Below are 18,897 nucleotides of genomic sequence, written 5' to 3' on the forward strand. Positions count from 1 at the left end.
TCAGGGCTGCTGGGTGGTTGGGAGGTCATTTCTTCAGGCGTTCCATCAGAAGCGCTTCGACTTCTTCGTCTGTCATATCCGCTATGTCGGTATGATCAGTATGTTGCGTATTGGGTGGTGTCGGTGCCGCAGCGGGTTCAGGGCTGTCTCGTTGAGTGAGTTCGGCGAGGTACTCTGCCATGGCAGTGAGGGTTGGGTAGTCGAATACCAGCGTCGTTGGCAAACCACCCGGAATGTCCAGATCCTGGGCGAGCGCGTTTCTCAATTGAACAGCCATAAGAGAGTCCAGCCCGATATCGAGCAGTCGTTCGTGATCGCCGGGAGGCTGATCCGTCCGACGACGGAGAAGCGCCATCACGCGTTTGCGCAGAAGGTCGCAAATGGCCTGCGGTCGTTCTTTCGGCAGGGCAGCCTCAATTGCTTCCAGTGCAGATTGGATCTCCGGATCTGCTTCGAGCTCCGGCATGTCCATGAATTGTGGTTCTGCAATGATCTCACCTGTGCTGGAAGACATTTCGTCAGATGAGGTGCGTGCCACTACCAGATGCTGGCCAATTGCCTCACCGGTGGAGCCATCGCGGGGCCACGTTTCTGCAGAGGCAAATCCGGCGTCCAGAAGCGCTGCCCGCCATTTTGGAGCATTGAGCAGCGCCAAATCATCCCGCAGATCATCTTCGGCATGACGCCAGCCCTCAATCAGACCCGTGGTTACGTCAAACCATGCAAAATGCGTTGTGGATTCAACAAGAACAAGTGTGCCGGACGGGCGCAAAAGACTGCGCAAATATGTCAGTGTCTCTGGCAGATTGCGAACCGCATGGACGGCATTGGACGCTAGGACAATATCGTAACTTCCTGTCTGGAAGCCCTGTTCTTCAGGAGGGCGCTCTAGGTCAAACAAGGCAAACTTCATGTCCGGCACATTGCGGAACCGCGTGCGTGCACGATCAAGGAATAGGTCCGAGACATCCGTATAGTGATAAGTAGAATTGGTGTCCCGTAATGTGTCCAGCACAGCGGCGCTTGTGCCTCCCGTGCCGGCACCAGCTTCCAGAATTTTCAGTCCCGGTCGGGCAGAGGCGAGAGCATCCACTGCCGCGGCAGCAAGGCCATTCATGTATTGCATTGTCGCCGAACGCTCATAGAGATCGAGCGCAACGGAAAAGTCTCCGCCGGGGAACAAGGTTTCCAGCGGGCTGATGTCACCCCTCAGCACAGGGCCAAGCAAGTCTGCACAGTGCAGGATATAATTGCATAGTGGGATATTGTCGCTCAGGGCTTGCCTTACCGTCGCTCTGCCGGCGTCAAGATCCGGGGCTTGCAGTGCCTGCGGTGCGGTCACGTATTCATCGGAAATCGTCAGATCGCCGCTGTCTGCAAGAGATTGCATCCAGCGTGTCGCTAGTGGGACGAGTGCGTCACACACTTTCATGCTGGATATGATGGCGTCCATCCTGTGGGTCTCGCCATCAGCTGCAAACAGCCCGGCTTCACATAACAAGGATATGATCAATAGGCGGCGGAATTCTGCCAGATCTTGCCATTTTTTCGGATAAGCTGAGGCATCAAAGCCGAGAGGCCCACGCACAGATTCCCGATCAAGACGTGTACAGAGTCTGGACCAGGAAAGGTCTGCGTAAATATGCCTGGTGCCACCGGGCTGCGGTGCGCTGGAGTGCCAGTGGCGTGTCCGCTCAAACGGGTAGGTTGGCAGGCTGATGCGTTTGGGACAGGCAGAGCGCGCAAGGCATGCCGGATCGATGCCTGCGCCGTCCACATAGAGGCGACCTACACTGCTCGCGAGATCTTGCCCCGGATTTCCATCACGTCGCAAGGAGGGCAGGAACACCGGCGCGGATGTGTCGGCACCGGTTGCGATGTCCGCCGCCATTCCTGACAGGACCGGGTGAGGGCCAATTTCAATGAAATGTGTAATGCCTGCGTCCAGCAGGGTACGGATACTATCAGAAAAGCGTACTGGCTGGCGCAGATGGTTAGACCAATGCTCCGCAGTCGATATTTCGGCTCCGTAGCCGCCTGTCAGGTTTGATACGATTGGTATGCTGGCCTTGTCGAAACGTACTCGCTCGGCCGCTGCGCGGAAGCGGTCCACGACCGGATCGACCAGTTTGCAATGCGCTGCGAAGGCAATGCGCAAAATATCGGCGCGGATACCATCCGCATTCAATCGGGCCACAAGGGGCTCCAGGTCGGATGAAGGCCCGCTCAATACATGATTGGCCGGGCCATTATAGGCAGCGATCTCAATGGACGGGGACGCAGAGATTATGTTCCGCAATGTATCTTCATCAGCAAACACGCTGGCCATCATGCCGCCAGCACCTGCCTCCGCCGTCAGCTTGCCGCGTTCTACGACAAGGCGCAGGGCATCTTCCAATGGCATGACGCCCGATAGTGTCGCCGCAACGAATTCACCAAGGCTGTGCCCGCAAAGGGCTTCGGCTTTTACGCCGAATGATATCCACAGCTTTGCCAGCGCATATTCCAGCGCAAACAGGGCCGGCTGCGCTGTGCTCGGGTCTTGAAGTCGGGAGGTGTCCGCGACGGCATGAAGCGCAGCGACCAGTCCGCCGGGAACAGTGTCGCCTAATATATCAGCGCACTGATCTATAGCGTTGCGGTAGACAGGTTGCGTTTCGTAAAGCTCCCGCCCCATTTGTGCATATTGCGCGCCTTGGCCGGTGAACAGGAATGCTATGCGTGGTGGCTTGCCTGCGACAGCCCGGCCCGGTGTAACATCCGGATGGGCTTTGCCTTCCTGAACTGTTTTCAGTGCTGAAACGAGGTCGTCTCTCGACCTGGTCGCGACAGCCAGGCGAGAGGGAAAATGTGCGCGTCCAGCGCCTGCTGTGAAACAGGTGTCCGCAAGCGAATGATGACTATCTTCCAACGTCGCAGCCATCTTGCCTGCCAGGCTGAGAAGAGCGGCGGGGCTACGTGCCGACAGTGGGAAGATTTGCCAGGAAAGGTGCTCTGCGGGTGCGGCTGCTTCAGCCACATGAGGCTGTTCCAGAATGATGTGCGCATTTGTGCCGCTGAACCCGAAAGAGCTGACCCCGGAGAGCCGTGGGCCATTCATTTCTGGCCAAGCTTGCCCTTCGGTTGGTACGTGCACGGATATTGTATCCCAATCAATGTGCGGATTGGGGGTTTTGAAGTTCAGATGTGCCGACAGCCGTCCGGACTTGAGGGCAACCAGGCTTTTTAGAATACCGGCAGCGCCCGCAGCAGATTCCAGATGCCCCAGATTTGTTTTCACCGATCCGACATATATGGGGGCAGCGTCCTTGCGATCACGCCCATAGGCGCGCGCGAGCGCATTCATTTCAATCGGATCGCCTAGCGGCGTTCCAGTGCCATGCGCCTCAACATAAGAGACCTGATCTGGCGTGACGCCGGCTTCCTTCAAAGCCTCGCGGATCAAGGTCTCTTGTGAAGGGCCGTTTGGAGCTGTCAGCCCGTTGCTGCGGCCATCCTGATTGATCGCGCTTCCGCGGATGATTCCCAGAATGTGATCTCCATCTGCTTGGGCATCTTCCAGTCGGCGAAGGGTGAATATTACACAGCCTTCGCCCCGGACGTATCCATCCGCATCCGCATCGAATGTCTTGCAAAGCCCATCCTCGGCCAACATGCTGGCCCGGCTGAAATTGACGTGCACTTCAGGGGAGAGGATGAGGTTCACGCCCCCCGCGAGTGCCATGTCGCACTCTCCGGCCTTCAGGGCCTGACAGGCAAGATGCAGTGCCACCAGGGACGAAGAACAGGCCGTGTCGAGTGTAATTGCCGGTCCTTTCGTCCCCAGGAAATAGGCCAGCCGTCCACTTGCAACGGAGAAAGATGAGCCAGATGTGAAATATGGGTCAATCGCAGGCAGGTCCGACAGCATAGTGCGGCCATAGTCGCTATTTGCCATGCCTAGATATATGCCGAGAGGGGTATCTGTCAGCTTGTCGGGCGCGTAACCGGCATTCTCCAGGGCTTCCCAGCCGGTTTCCAGCACCAGACGCTGTTGAGGGTCCATGCTTGCTGCTTCAAGGCCGGAAATTCCAAAGAACTCGGCATCAAACAGGTCGACTTGATCCAGAAATGCTCCGTAGCGCGCGGATGGGGGCAGATCTGCGGGCATGTCTGAGGCCTGCCAGCGGCTGGACGGAATTTCGCTGATCGCATGACGACCTTCGGTGAGCAGCGTCTCAAACCCGGCAAGGTCAAATATACCGCCCGGTAGGCGGAGACCCGCGCCCACTATGGCGATCGGTCCAGATTTCTCAGCGTTCTGTTTGCGGTTTTCCAACTCGCGGCGAAGGCGACGGATTTCCAGCAGAGCCTGCTTCATTTGCTCGGTAGAGGATGTCATCCCCCGCGTCCCCCTTCCGTTTTTTGCCCCACATCCGAAGCGTTCAGTTCCGCTTCCAGAAGTTCCGCCAACTCTTTATCAGAAAGATGGTCGAGGTCATCAGTGTCATCCCCAACACTGCCGGGTTTTTCATTAAGGGTAGGGCTGAATTGCTCTGCAAGATAGCCGCAAAGACGGTCAATCGTTGGATAATCGAACAGCAAGGTCGCTGAAAGGCGAAGCCCCAGAGTGCGGGCCAGATCATTGCGCAGTTCCACAGCCATCAGGGAGTCGAGGCCAAGATCCTTCAAAGGCTCGGCGCGGCCAATCTCATCGGTTTCGTCCATTCCGATGATGCTGCGTACTGCGCTTTCGGTAATACGGCGCAGTTCAACCTTAATCGCTTCACGTGAAAGGCTTGCCAGCTGGTTATGAAGGGCATGGGCAGCAGAAGAAGAGGGCGTGTTGCTTGCGGCTAAGCCCGTATCCCGGCTAAGGCCGTCGAACATGCTGAGATCAATATCTTTAGGTGCCGTTTCCAGGAATCGGGCCCAATCAACCTTGGCAGCCATCACTGCAGGGTTTCCACTGGCCAGCAAGGTTGCCATCGCCGGAAAGCCGTTTTCAGGTGTAATTGCGCCTAGCCCGCGAGTTGACCAGGTATCGCGGCCTGACTCTGCAAGTCGTGCGCCCATGCCTGCGTTGCTCCAGAAGCCCCATGCCACGCTGAGGGCTGCAAACCCATCGCGACGCCGGGCTGCGGCCAAGGCATCCAGCCCGGAATTTGCGGCGGCATAAAGCGACTGTCCGGGCGCGCCAAGGCTTGCGCCTGCGGCGGAATACAAAACGAAAAAGTCCAGCGACAGGTCGCGAGTCATTTGGTCCAGAAACATTGCACCGCGCAGTTTTCCTTGGACGACGATATCAACATCTTCCGGGGTTCGCGTCATTACAGGGCCATCCCGCAGCGCGCCGGCGGCGTGTACTATCCCCTTCATGGTGGGCAGGGTGTCCGATATTGTTGCCAACAGAGCCGCTACGGCATCCTTATCCCCAATATCGGCCTGAAAGACATGAACGCTCGCTCCCGTTGCCTCAATCTCGGTAATCATATTCTTGGCTTTCTCATCAGGAGCAGATCGGCCTGTCAGCACGATATGCTTTGCACCCTGTGAGGCGAGCCATTTCGCCGTATAAAGACCAAGACCGCCAAGACCGCCTGTGATCAAATAGCTTCCATCCGCATGAATGACGGGTTTGCGACGGGGCGGCACTCGCAGCACAATTTTTCCGGTATGTTTGGCAGCCGCCATAAAGCGCATGGCCTCTGCAGCCTGATCCAGGCCAAAGGTGCGGACAGGAAGAGGGCTGAGGTGACCTTTTTGGAGACCGTCGAGCACATCTGACAGTAGCGGAGCCAGATGTGCGATACCTGCCTCAATATCCTGTCCGAGATCGTAGACATGATAACTCGCATTCGGCTTCATGCTTTGGAAGGTTTCAGGAGACATCAGGTCGCGTTTGCCGATCTCCAGGAAACGCCCGGTTTCGGATAGACAGCGCACACTGGCTGGAATGAAAGCTCCGGAAAGTGAATTCAGAACGACATCGACGCCTTGGCCGTTTGTTGCCTCAAGAACATGGTTTTCAAACTCAAGGGATCGGGAGTCGAAGACATGACTAGCGCCCATCGCTTTCAGCATGTCACGTTTTTCCTGAGACCCTGCGGTGGTGAAAATGTCTGCGCCGCGCGCCAGCGCAATTTTGATGGCAGCCAGCCCCACGCCGCCAGCGCCCGCATGAATAAGTACGCGCTCGCCTTTTTGAAGCTTTGCCAGCCGGTCCAGACCATAGAATGCTGTGCCAAAGGTGACAGTCAGTCCGGCGGCAACTTCATCAGACATCCCGCTTGGAATGGGCATCATCCAGTTTGCGGGGGCAGTCACTTCTTCGGCAATCGCACCGGGTGCGTACCCGAAGACCCGGTCTCCCGGCTTTAGGGCCGTAACAGCCGCGCCTGTTTCAATAACCTCGCCTGCACATTCCACACCCAGAGGCGGCATCGCTCCGGGCAACATGCCGAGTGTGCTGAGCACGTCGCGGAAGTTAAGGCCAGCTGCATGCACGGCTATGCGTAGACTGTCATTTCTGAGCGGTACACGAGGCGTTTCCTTCAGCACGAGGGAGTCAATGCCTGCATCTCCCGGAAGACATAGCGCGAGTGGGGCATCACTCTCCAGCTGTTTCGCGGGCGCGAGACGAGGGGCGAACCATTTGCCATCCCGCAGGGCCAGCTTGACAGGCCCTGAAGCGCTGACGGCGCCGCAGACGGCTTCGCTGACCTGTTCGTAATGACCCTCATCTGTATCCGGATCTATATCCAGGCAATGTATTTCGAGTTCTGGATGTTCGAGCGCCGCGGTTGATACGAAGCCCTGGAGGGCGCGACCGCTTATCGAGGGAGCCGAATGCTCTTGTCCGGTCTGAAAGGCGCCTTGGGATATTGAAGCATATCTGATGGATGCATCGCGGCTGGCGACGCATTGGACGTGAGCGAGCCCTGTCTTGATGACGGCGATGGCGTCATCGGTATCTAGGCTGCTGAGGTCCAAGACTTGTCTTGGCTCAGGGGCTGTAGACAGCCAATCGAGAGCTTTATCCAAGGCCTCCGGATCTGCGGCAGAGATAATGCGGGCATTATCTTTTCCAGCAGCCAGGGCTTTTGCCAATTCCTGATGGTCACCGGAAATGATCAGCCAGGACGCTGCCACTTTGGCACTTTGCAGTTCAATCGGATGCCAGTCTGTTGTGTATAGTTCCACAGGAGTGGCAAGGCTTGCCGCCAGGGCCTGCCGTGAGGCCGGAGCGAAGCGTACGCCCTCCAGCGTGGCTACGGTGTCACCGGTCTCATTACGGAATATAACATCTGCGAGTAATCCATCCGTATCGTTACTTTCCTGTAGACGTGCTTCCGCCGTGAGGCTGAACAGGGAAGTGTGCGCCGGTAGAATAGCAGTCCGGACCGCGATAGGCAGCCAGGCCGTGTCACTGTTTCTCGCCATCAAGGAGCAAAGCTGCAGGCCCGCGTCGAGAAGGCTCGGATGGATGCAATGCGCTGCATGGAGTAAATGAGATGGCAGGTTGATGCTGCCTGTCGCAACACGCTCCCCAATTCTTACATTTGACAGCAGGCGAAAAGCGGGTCCGAATTCGGCACCTATCTTTTGGAAAGAGGTTTCGATATCTGAATCTGAAAGGGAGTGCGTCAGTGTAGCGGGATCAGTTCTGGGGCCTTGTTCGCGTGGGCTGTCTGGATGATCTCTTGCTGTTGCCTCTGCGATCGGATGAGGCAGGGGGGCGGTTTCATCATTTGAGATGAGGTGAAGTTGCAGCAGCCATTCCGAGTTGTTGCGTCGGGCGATGACTTGCCATTGGGCATCTGATCCGTCCAGCCTGAAGCAGGGGAGAGGCGCGGAAATGGAGAAGTCTTCCAGCCGAGCACCTGGGCCGGCCAGTTGCTTGGCTGCCGCGGCCAGAATTTCCACCATAGCTGTGCCGGGTGCAATGGTTTGCCCAAGGATTTTATGATCTTTCAACCAGTCGCGACTTCTCGTAGCCGAGCCCTGAAAAATTGCCAGATCATTGGAGGCGATTGTCAGCCTATGTCCCAAAAGCGGATGGCCTGTATCAAGGCCTGCCAGGCCGGGCTCGGCAGCAGCGACATCACGCCAATAGCGTTTGCGCTGCCATGCATAGGGCGGCAGGGAGACAACATTGCCTTTGGGCTGAAGAGCGGCCCAGTTCGGGGAACTGCCAGTCTCAAAAAGTCGCGCGACGCAGTCGCCCAGAATATCCCGATCCGCCCTACCTCTGCGCAGGGCTGGAACGATAGGGGCGTCTGGCATCTCCGTGTTTTCAAGTGTCGCGGCAATTGATGCAGACAGGACCGGATGTGGCCCGATCTCAACATAGATCGTGCGCTCGTCTTGCGCCGTCTGCTTGATTGCGTTTGAAAACAGGACGGGAGCTCTAATGCCCCGCGCGAAATGCGCTGCATCAATTTGGGAAATAGGCTTTCCGGTGATTGTGGAAATCGCCTGAATGCCGTTGCCGCGGGTGGATTTTATCTCTCCTAGCGTATCGACAAGCTCTTGTTCAAAGGGTGCCATTTGCTCGCTATGGAAAGCGTAGCGGACGGGCAAACGGCGGTAATTTACGCTGCGCGCATCCAATGACGATAACAGGCTGCCCAGCGCCTCCATGTCTCCGGAGATGACTATTTCGTTTGGCGCATTTACAGCGGCTATGCTGAGCGCGTCGCCATATGGTGCAATGGCCTCACTGGCGGCCAACTCGTCAAGTGAGACAGATGCCATCGCGCCTGTGCCATCGGCCTTCTGCATGATCCGTCCACGATGTGCCGCGATGCGAAGGGCTTCCTCAAGAGATAGCAGGCCGGCAGCTTCCATGGCTGCGATCTCACCGACGCTGTGGCCCGTAACAGAGTTGGGCGAGAGGCCCCAGCTTTGAAGCAAGGCCACAAGACCCGTTTGAAGGGCTGTCAGGGCGGGTTGTGCAAAGGCTGTCTCATTCAGGCGGGAAGCGTTGTCCTCGCGCGAAATTTCCTCGATCAATGACCATCCGGTCAGAGGACGGAGTATGGTATCGCAACGTTTTAGATGTTCAGCGAAGAGGGGCTCTGACTCCGCAAGCTGGAACCCCATTTTTGCCTGCTGAGGGCCCTGACCGCAGAACACAAAGCACACATTCGGAGCAGCAGGTTCAACAACTTTGTCCATCCGCTCGGCCAGTTTTTGCGCAAGCGCGTCACGCGACGAAGCCGAGACAGCCATGCGATAGGTTTGATGCGAGCGGCGTTGGGATGCCGTGAAGCATATGTCTGCCAAGGGTGCGGCGTGTGTGTCCAGCCACGCTTTCCATGAGGCCGCATTGGCCTTCAGGGCCTCAGGAGACCGGGCGGAAAGCGGCAAGGTCCAGACCTGTTCTGCGCTTTCTTCAATTGCCGGTTTCTTCAGGTTCGGCGCGGCTTCCAACACGATATGAGCATTGGTGCCGCCGACGCCAAATGAACTGACACCTGCGGCGGGTGTTCCTGTTGTGGCAGGCAGCGCTTGGAGGTCCTCGGCAATCTTGAGCCGGGTGCGATCCAGAGTGATGTGCGGGTTCAGTTTAGTAAAGCCAGGTTGCCCCGGAACCTGCTTATGCGACAGGACAAGAGATGTCTTGATGATGCCGGCGATACCGGCGCCTGCTTCCAGGTGTCCGATATTGGCTTTGACACTGCCAAGCAGACAGTCCGGGCGGTTCGGGCCGGCAGTTCCAATCGTCTCTGCCAAAGCGTCAACTTCAATCGGGTCGCCCAGTATGGTGCCTGTTCCGTGAGTTTCAACATAGACGACATCATCAGGGTGAACCTTAGCATTGACGACTGCTTCGCGCACGAGTGCGGCCTGAGCGTGGACATTCGGTGCGGCCAATAGGGTGGATTCGCCGTCCTGATTTACCGCCGAGCCGCGAATGACAGACCAGATGCGATCCCCATCGGCAATTGCGTCGGAAAGCCGTTTGAGGGCAATTACGCCGCAGCCTTCACCGCGTCCAAATCCATCCGCACTCGCATCAAATGTCTTGCATCGGCCATCAGGAGCCAGGAAGCCGAGGCGTGACATGGAGACCATCAGCTCCGGAGCGAGAATGACGGAGACACCGCCCGCGAGGGCGAGGTTGCTTTCCCCCGTCCTGAGGCTCTGGCAGGCCATATGGACGGCGACCAGTGAAGAGGAACAGGCCGTGTCGACAGAGATGCTGGGGCCCTTCAGATCAAGCAGATAAGAAAGCCTGTTTGCCAGAACGCTGTGCAGAGTGCCTGTCAGTGTTCGCTGATCCATTGAGGCAGGATCGCGGTACAGCATCTGGGCGTAATCATTATGATAGCTCGCAATGAAGACGCCGGTTCGGGAACGGCGCAGATCCTCAAACCGCAGCCCGGCATCTTCCAGCGCTTCTATGGCGACTTCCAGAAATATGCGTTGCTGAGGATCCATTTGATCGGCTTCACGGGCGGGAATGCCGAAATAGCCCGCATCGAACGTGTCGACAGAGTCCAGAAATGCCGCTCCTGCTGCAATGCTGAAGCCTGGCGCGTCCGGGTCTGCGCTATACCATTTGTCCGCATCCCAGCGATCTGAAGGTATGCCGGACACGACATTGCGCTTCTCTAGCAGGAATGACCAGAACTCTTCCGGTGTTTTGCTGTCGCCTGGAAAGCGGCAGCCCATGCCAACAATAGCAATTGGGTCGGCCGCAAGTGTTGCGCCAATCTTCTCGCGTGCATTCCGTGCCATCAGAGCCAGTTTGACCGTTGAAACGCGGTCTGTGTTTTCAGGATTTTGGCTCACTTGCGGTCTCCAAGAAGGGCCGCCAGGGCGTCTTCTTCGCTCATGTCTTCAATTTCAGAAAAGCTGTCATCATAGTCACCGGTCGACGCCTTGTTGGCGTTGGTCGGGTTGGCGGGGGTAATACCCTGCGCAACAGTGTCAGTACACAGATAATCAACAATGGCGCGGGCTGTCGGATAAGTCCAGGCCAGCGTTGCCGGCAGGGGACGGCCAACATGTTTCTCCAGTGCATTGCGCAGTTCAATTCCCATCAGGGAGTTCAGTCCCAAATCGCCCAAGGGTCGGTTCAAGTCGATATCCTGCTGCCCCAGTTTCAGAACCTTTGTGATACTGGCAGGGACAAAAACCTTCGCAGCAGCGGTCCGTTCTTCAAGGGGAAGCGCTTCAAAGCTCCGGCCTGCATTATCGGCAGGCATCTCTTGGGCCAGCAAATCTTCAAACAGCTTGAAGGTGCGGCCAGCCCGGCTGTCCTGAAAAGTTGGCCAGTCCATGCGAAAGGCACTGATGCCGCTCCCGTTGCGACCTAGCAGCCAACCAATCAGCGCGTCCCCTTCTTCGGCCTCCAGAGAGAGTTCTCCGCGGGCATCAAATTCATCGGCGACATGCCCCAGAGCGGCGCGGCCGAGATCTTTCCATGGTCCCCAGGCGATGCTCATGGCGGCTTTACCGCGCGCGATCCGGTCTGCAGCCAGGGCATCCAGTCCGCAATTGGCTGCGGCATATCCTGCGAGACCATGATGAGGCACAAAGCTCATTGTGGATGAGTAGAGCAGAAACAAATCAAGCTCCGGTAACAGACGGTCGAGGAGACGCGCTCCTTCCAGCTTGGGCCCCAGAGCCGCGTTGAAGGTGCTCTCACTCGTATTGGCCGCGAGATGGGTCTCATAGCTGGTGGCGAGGTGGATTACGCCATGAATGGTAGGGCGCATCTCGGCTTCGCGCGCTTTCAGGAAAGCGTTGACGGCGCTTTCGTCGGAAATGTCTAGCGCGGCGGTTTCAATAGAAGCCCCGGCAGATTCAATGGCCAACACGCCCGCAATTCGGTCCGCCGTTTCTGATCCTTTTGCGATGCTTTGCCAGTCTGACCTAGGCGGCAATCCACGGCGTGACAGCAGAATGATGTGCCGGGCCCCGGCTTTGGCCAGCACTGTTGCCGCACGCAGACCTAGAGAGCTGAGCCCGCCAGTGATCAGATAGGCTGCCCCTGGTTTCACTTGGAAATCATGTGAGGGCATGCCCGCCTCTGGCGCCTCATGCAGGCGCGGAACGAAGCAGTCTCCAGCGCGCAGAGCGATTTCGGATTCAGACTCGTCCGAGAGTGCAAGGGCGGCAATGTCTGCGGCTTGTTCCTTGAGGTTCGTCGCAGGGTCGCCATCAATCATCCGGAAACTGAACTCCGGGTGCTCATCGGCAGTTACACGCATGGCCCCAATCAATGGGGCTTGCCCCACGCTCACGCGCTGGTCACCCTCGCCGACGGAAACTGCGCCTTGCGTGACAAAAACGAAATGACAGGTGCTTTGTGCGGTGCCGCGCACAAGGTTCAGAAGCCTTACAGGCAGATAGCCGGCATTCTCTTTGGGCGCGACAATGATGACACCCTGCCAGGTCGAGCTATCCGTGATGGTTGTCTCGGCGTCTTCCACTGAGCAACAATATGGACGTATGCCAGATTGTTGAAGCGCGTTGGAAATGGCCTCTGAATCATCTGCTCTCCCACCAATCACAAGCCAGTCTTGCGTTTCATAGGCTGTCTGCGGTGAGGGCCGCGCGGTTTTGATCCAGTCGATCTGGTGCAGCAGCTGGCGGGTCTGGTCTGTCAGCTGCGCCTTGTGTGCGATCTGGTGAAGAGAGTTACGTTCGGCAGCCTCATGCCAATACCGGCTGCCCTGCCAAGGATAGTGGGGTAGGGAGATGCCCTGGGGTGCTTTACCTGCATACGCGGCCCAGTCGATCTCCGTACCATTGGCCCAAAGCGTGGCAAGGCTTTCCGCCATCACATCCATGGCGGTCCGGTCACGGCGTTCGCTGGCTGTGAGCGTTCCCCCGGCCTCATGATGAGACAGGGTTTGTTCAATGGAGGTTAGCAGGACAGGGTTCGGGCCAAGCTCAACATAGGCTGTCGCGCCAGCCGTGATGGCGGCTTCAATGGCCTGCATGAAACGGACAGGCTCCCTCAGATTGCGGGCCCAATAGCTTGCACCAAAGCTCTCCTCCTCGGAAATTTTACCGTGGACGGTTGAAATCATCGGGGTATGCGGCGCGCGTGGTGCCAGACCGGAAAGTTCAGCGGCAAGCTGCGGCGCGAGGTCTGCCATTTGCGGACCATGTGATGCCACATCCACCTTGATCCGCCTACAGAATATGCCATCGGCCGTCAGGCTTTCGAGAACGGTTTCCAGTTCATTGACATTGCCTGATATGACGCTGGCGCGAGGACTGTTGTTTGCGGCGATGTCCAGCTTGCCGTGAAAAGGGGCAAGGCGGTCGAGGAGATCCGAGTCGGAAAGCTCAACCAGTGCCATGCCGCCATTGCCGCTGGTGCGCGCCATCAGGCGGCTGCGGGCGACAACCACGTGCATGGCGTCTTCGAGGCTGAGGATACCGGAAATGGCCGCTGCGGCAACTTCCCCCATGCTGTGGCCGACGGTCATTGCGGGCGTAACGCCAAGCACACTCCACAACCGGGCATAGCTGATGGCCAGCGCGGCAAGGGTCGGCTGAATGACTGCAATGTCATCCAGACGCCAGCCATCATCCGCTTCATTCAGGCTGATCTGCTCCGTAAGCGACCAGTCGACGAGAGAAGACAACGCACGTTCGCATTGTTCCAGCGCCTCCCGAAAGGCAGGCTCTTCTGACATCAGTGTCCGCGCCATGCCTATCCATTGTCCGCCCTGTCCGGGTGCCGCAAAAACGACATTGGATGCCATACCGGAAAAGGCGCGTCCACGAACAGCGCTATCAGCCCCCCCGCTGAAGGCTTCCAGCGCGGCAATCATGGATACGCGGTCATGATGCACAAAGGCGGCACGCTCTGTCAGTGCGGTCCGTCGCATGGCCGCAGCGGCTGCAAGGGCATGAACCGGCAGGTCCGGTATGTCTTTCAGCTTGTCTGCATATGCGCCAGCCAGAGCGCGCAAAGCATCTTCGCTTTCTGCAGAGAGCGGCAGGATGGCAGGCCGTGACGGCTGAGGCTCATCACGCCCTGTCAGCTTTTGGGCAGGAGCAGATTGCAGCACGAGATGCGCATTGGACCCGGCGATGCCAAAGCCGCTTACACCGGCATAGCGTGACTTACCCGTCCAGGGTATCGCGCGGGCCGGAATTTCCAGCATACCGGATTCCCAGTCGATATCTGGATTGGGGGTCTGAAAGTGCAGGCTCGCCGGCATGCAGCCAGCCTTCAGGGCCAGGGTCGTTTTCAGTAGGCCGGCCATTCCGGCGGCACCTTCCGTGTGCCCGATATTTGTCTTTACAGAGCCAACGCGCAGAGGTGTGCTGCGGCCTTTGCCCATTACTGCGCTCAAGGCGCCGAGTTCAACAGGGTCTCCCATTCGCGTGCCGGTGCCGTGAGCTTCGACATAGTCGACAGAGGCGGGAGAGACATCCGCATCCAACAGCGCCGCGCGCAGCAGGGCTTCCTGACCCTTGCGGCTGGGTGTGCCGAAAGAGCCGCTGGAGTGGCCATCATTATTGATCGCGCTGCCGCGGATGATGGCATGGATTTCATCCCCGTCTTGCAAAGCGCGGTCCAGGCGTTTCAGCAGGACAACGCCAGCGCCTTCACTGCGGACATAGCCGTTTCCGGAAGCGTCCCCAAACTTGCAGCGTCCATCCGGTGCCATCATCCGGCTTTGTGAATAACCTATGGTAATGTGAGGGCTGAGGATCAAATTTACCCCTGCCGCCAGTGCCATGTCCGTTTCGCCTGAGCGCAGGCTTTGCATCGCAAGGTGCACGGCGGTTAGGGATGAGGAGCAGGCTGTATCCAGTGTCAGGCTTGGCCCCATCAGCCCGAGAAAGTGTGAGACACGGCCTGCCGTTGTGTAACGGCCGCTGCCGGTGGTCATCTCGAAATCGGTAATCGTCGGGTCACTGAGGAGACGCATCTCGAAGTCGCTGAGCCATTGGCCGACATAGACCCCCACGCGGCTCTCTGAAAGATTACGGACATCCAGCCCGGCATCTTCAAGCGCTTCCCATGCCGTTTCCAAGACAATGCGCTGTTGCGGGTCCATGCGCTCGGCTTCACGCGGAGAGATATGGAAAAAGCCGGCATCGAAACGGTCAATATCTTCAAGATACCCGCCATAGCGTGTCATGATGTGGCCCGGCTTGGCGGGCTGGTCATCATAAAGGCCGTCGACATCCATCCGGTCAGCAGGGATTTCGCCTACAACGTCCCGGCCTTCCCGCAGTACATCCCAGAAAGATGCAGGCGTGCTGGCCCTGCCTGGAAACCGGCAGGCCATGCCAATAATGGCAATAGATCTGGTTGTGTCAGCCATGATTTACATCGCCTTTGATCACACCGAGCGCGTGCTCATGCCTCTGTGCGCTTCCGGCCTTCACGTGATTTCGCTTCAAGAGTCTCTGAAATGTGCAAAATCAGTGCCGCGCGCTGATCGTCCAGGTAGAAATGACCGCCATCGAACATGCGCAATTCGAAGACCTGATCGGTCCAGGATTCCCAACCTTGCAGCAGGGGCTGGGGAACGAGTCGGTCATTCGTGCCGCCAAGTGCTGTGATGGAAGAGGGCAGTGTGCGAACTTGCCGGTTCTGGATGCGCTCTAGCGCGCGAATATCGGCGCGCAACGCTGGCAGCAAAAGCTCCAGAACTTCAGGGGCTTCGATGATTTCGCGCGGAATGGCCCCATAGCGCTGATTGACCTCCTGAACGAAGGCATCATCCTCAAGGTGTGATAATGGGCCGACGGGGCTCGGCAAATTCGGGGGCTGCCGTGCCGACAGGAACAAATGTATCGGTGCAGGAAGCCCGCTCTGAACCATGGCAGAAGCCAGTTCAGCCGCGAAAACTGCGCCCATACTGTGCCCGAAAAAAGCGTATGGCAGATCTGTCAGCTCAGAGATCTGGGGCAGTATAGACGCGATCAGCTCATCAAAATTGTCAAGAGGCGCTTCTCTCAGGCGGTTTGCGCGGCCGGGAGGCTGGACAGCGATGACCTCAAGCCAGTCCGGCCCCTGAGCTTGCCAGTTTCGATACATGGCGGCACCATAACCTGCACAGGGAAAGCAGAACAGTCGCATGCTGGCGTTCGGTTTAGGGGCAGGTTTGAAAAACCAACTGGCTGGCCGTGGCGTCTCAGTACGCTGCCCGGACATATTCTGGATACTCATAAATACTCGCGCCCCACACAATCACCCCAGGTCCTGACGCTTCAGGTCCGACCAGATCAACTTTCTAAAATACCCACTTCTCCGTGAATAGTCACGGCGGGAATAAACTTTCAGGAACACTAGGGCAGATGTATTGCTTAACTCTCTACACAATTTGCCAAGCGCTCTGAATTCATTTGGATTTGTATATCTAGACGGTATGGATCTTAAGGATTCCCGGCCTTTACAGGGGTGTCCCGTCTGCGGGCCGCATCCTGTTGAGGCGCAACAGAATGCTTCTGATGGCGCGTGAAAGCTCCGCGAACAGCGGGTGACGCAGCGCCCAGAGTGCCAACAGCCAGCAGGGGCAGGCAATGGCTACTGCCGCTATGCTTCCCATGATGCCAATCTGATCAAAGCCGCCTGCGTGCCAGATGATCACTGCCGGGCCTGCGATAGCCGCAAGCGTTGAGAGTAGGCTGAGTTTCAAAGCCCGCAGCAGGTCCAGCCAGCTGAACTTTGCGACATAGGCTTTGACGAAGTGGGTCGACAGGATGACGTTGATCGCCACGATCGGCCAGGTTGCCCAGGCGACGGCCTCCAGCCCGAATTGAGCGCTGACGGCGATGATTGGCAGGGCGATACAGGATTGCAGGATAGAAAGCATGAACGCCTTGCGCACGGCCCCTGCCGCTACCAGGATCGGATAGTTGATACCGGGCGGAAAGTTCAACAAAAGGCCACCCGCGATAATCTGTACGAGGGGAATGGTCTCCAGCCACTGGTCTCCCAGAAATACACGGATCAGAGGATTGGCCAGAAGGATGATCATTGCCAGACATGGCCAGATCAGGCCGCTGATCCGCTCCACAGCAGCCAGATAATATCGCCGCATATCTCCCTTTTCGCGGGCGGCCTTCGAGAAGGCCGGCAAGGCGGCCGCGTTTACACCCGCCATGATTGTACGTTCCGGAAACTGAGAGATCATCGACGCGCGGTTCAGCAGCCCCACCATGGCGGGCGTCATGAAAACACCGACTGTCATCACCGAGATAACCTCTGATGCGCGCTGGACGATGCCCGTTCCCCCACTGAAGATGCTGAAAGAGAGGATTTCCTTCCAGAATTTCAGCGAAGGGCGGAAAATCTCGAAGCTCGGGCGGAAGTAAACCAGCAGCACAGTCCCGACAATTGCGGAGACGACCTGGGCGTAGGCAAAGCTCATATAGCTGGCACCGATATAGGCCGTCACGATCAGCGTAACTGAATTGACCAGTGTGGAAATGATGTTGACCACAGCGAGCTTTCCAAAGGCGAGGTCACGAGCCAGCAATGCGTGCAGAGGGTACACGATCGCGCCCACAGCGAATGGCGCCGCGCACACCTGAAGGTAAATTCCCAACCCCGGAGTATTGAAGGCAACCGCCAGAAATGGTGATGAAAGCAAAAGGCCAACAAGAATGACCGCTGTCAGTATAAGGTTCATCGTGAAGACGGCGCGCGCTTTACCCGTCGTCAGTTCAGGGGTCTGGATAATATAGGCAGACGTGCCGACGTCCCGCAGGGTATTCGCCAGCAGAAGGGCTGCGCCGCCAAGAACGGTGACGCCAAACTCTGCCGGGTTGATAATGCGCGCAACGACCGCGGTGGTAAGCAGAGTGAAAACTGTCGTGAGATATTTGTCCGCTGTAGCGATTACGACAGCTATCCTGACTTTATCCATTCGGCGTCCCCGATTCGATGCGCATCCCGTTTAACCTCTGGATGAGGTGGACGGGTAAGGTCATCACATTATCTGCATAGTCCATGCCGGACGGTCAGGTTATTCGAAAAAACCTGAACCGGCATATTTCCTTGGGGACAGCAGCCGTGGCCCGATAGCCCTGGATTGCAGGAAAGTCATGAATTTCAAACTTCTGGAGTTGGGCGGCGTCTTCTTCGGCCCGATGCAGGCAGGCGGGCTGGCAAGGGTCCACATTAACCTCGAAATGGTCAAGAGGCACGCCCAGACCGCGCCCGTCAGCCTTGATCAACGCTTCCTTTCGCGCCCAGCAGGCAAAAAAGCCATCAAGCTGACGATCCAAAGGAAGAGAAAGCAAATTGGCCGTCTCAGGAGGCGAGAATGTATTGCGGGCCATGCTCTGGAAATCATCAAAGGCCCTGATTTCTTCAATATCTGCGCCAATATCTCCCGAAGTTGCGGTAGCCAGCAGCGCCCATGCACCCGAATGAGACAAGTTGAAGTGGAGCAATGGCGCAGAGCCTGCTGGACTAAGCAGAGAAGGTTTGCCTTGCGGTCCAGTGACAAACTCCAAATCCCGCGCATTGCCAGCTCCGCATGTGCTCAGAACCAGCCGCAGGAAGCCATGCGCGGCGATATAGCGGGTTCGGTGAAGCGGAAAATGAAAGCGGTTCGCCCTGGCCGTTTCGGCAGGAGACAACAGGCTGGCCAGATGTTCCAGTGGGATAGGCGGCAGGTCCGTGGGCATAAGCCAGAGGTGGACTTCATCCAAATAGGGGCGCAGCAAATCACCTGCATCACCGGTCTCAGCTTTCAGTAGGTTCCGTGCAGGAAAATCTTCAAAGATTGTGGGAAGTGTCCCTGTTTGGGTCATTTTGCTCGCAAGATTAATTTTGGCGGTTCTAAAATAAATCGCCGTGTCGTTGACTTGTTCTAAACTGCTATGGCAATGCCTGCCATATTGGAGCATGTTGGGGAAACCTGCGCTATTACTTAAAAGGTGATATGCTCGGGGGTGGGACGCCCATTACTTTTG

The 18,897-nt window shown here is 57.4% G+C and carries 6 protein-coding genes; all 6 read right to left on the reverse strand.

The annotated features are described in order from the left end of the window. Window positions 1-25: 25 nt before the first annotated feature. Entirely contained in the window at window positions 26-4,381 is a 4,356-nt protein-coding gene (locus HY2_RS16650) for a type I polyketide synthase (protein WP_051594740.1), read from the reverse strand. After that, window positions 4,378-10,779, reverse strand: coding sequence for a type I polyketide synthase (locus HY2_RS05080; RefSeq protein ID WP_034825352.1), 6,402 nt, complete (start codon window positions 10,777-10,779; stop codon window positions 4,378-4,380). The genes HY2_RS16650 and HY2_RS05080 overlap by 4 nt, the downstream gene beginning before the upstream one ends. Next, entirely contained in the window at window positions 10,776-15,290 is a 4,515-nt protein-coding gene (locus HY2_RS05085; protein WP_034825353.1) for a type I polyketide synthase, read from the reverse strand. The genes HY2_RS05080 and HY2_RS05085 overlap by 4 nt, the downstream gene beginning before the upstream one ends. Before the next feature lie 35 nt (window positions 15,291-15,325). Further along, a complete protein-coding gene (locus HY2_RS05090; protein WP_051594741.1) occupies window positions 15,326-16,051 on the reverse strand; it encodes a thioesterase II family protein in 726 nt (241 codons plus the stop codon). A 313-nt stretch (window positions 16,052-16,364) separates the two neighbouring features. After that, window positions 16,365-17,843, reverse strand: a complete 1,479-nt coding sequence (locus HY2_RS05095; RefSeq protein ID WP_034825354.1) for an oligosaccharide flippase family protein — start codon at window positions 17,841-17,843, stop codon at window positions 16,365-16,367. Between the two features lie 94 nt (window positions 17,844-17,937). Next, window positions 17,938-18,831, reverse strand: coding sequence for a 4'-phosphopantetheinyl transferase family protein (locus HY2_RS05100; RefSeq protein WP_081814936.1), 894 nt, complete (start codon window positions 18,829-18,831; stop codon window positions 17,938-17,940). Between the last annotated feature and the right edge of the window lie 66 nt (window positions 18,832-18,897).

It is taken from the genome of Hyphomonas pacifica, assembly GCF_000682675.1.
GTDB classification, from domain to species: Bacteria; Pseudomonadota; Alphaproteobacteria; order Caulobacterales; family Hyphomonadaceae; genus Hyphomonas; species Hyphomonas pacifica.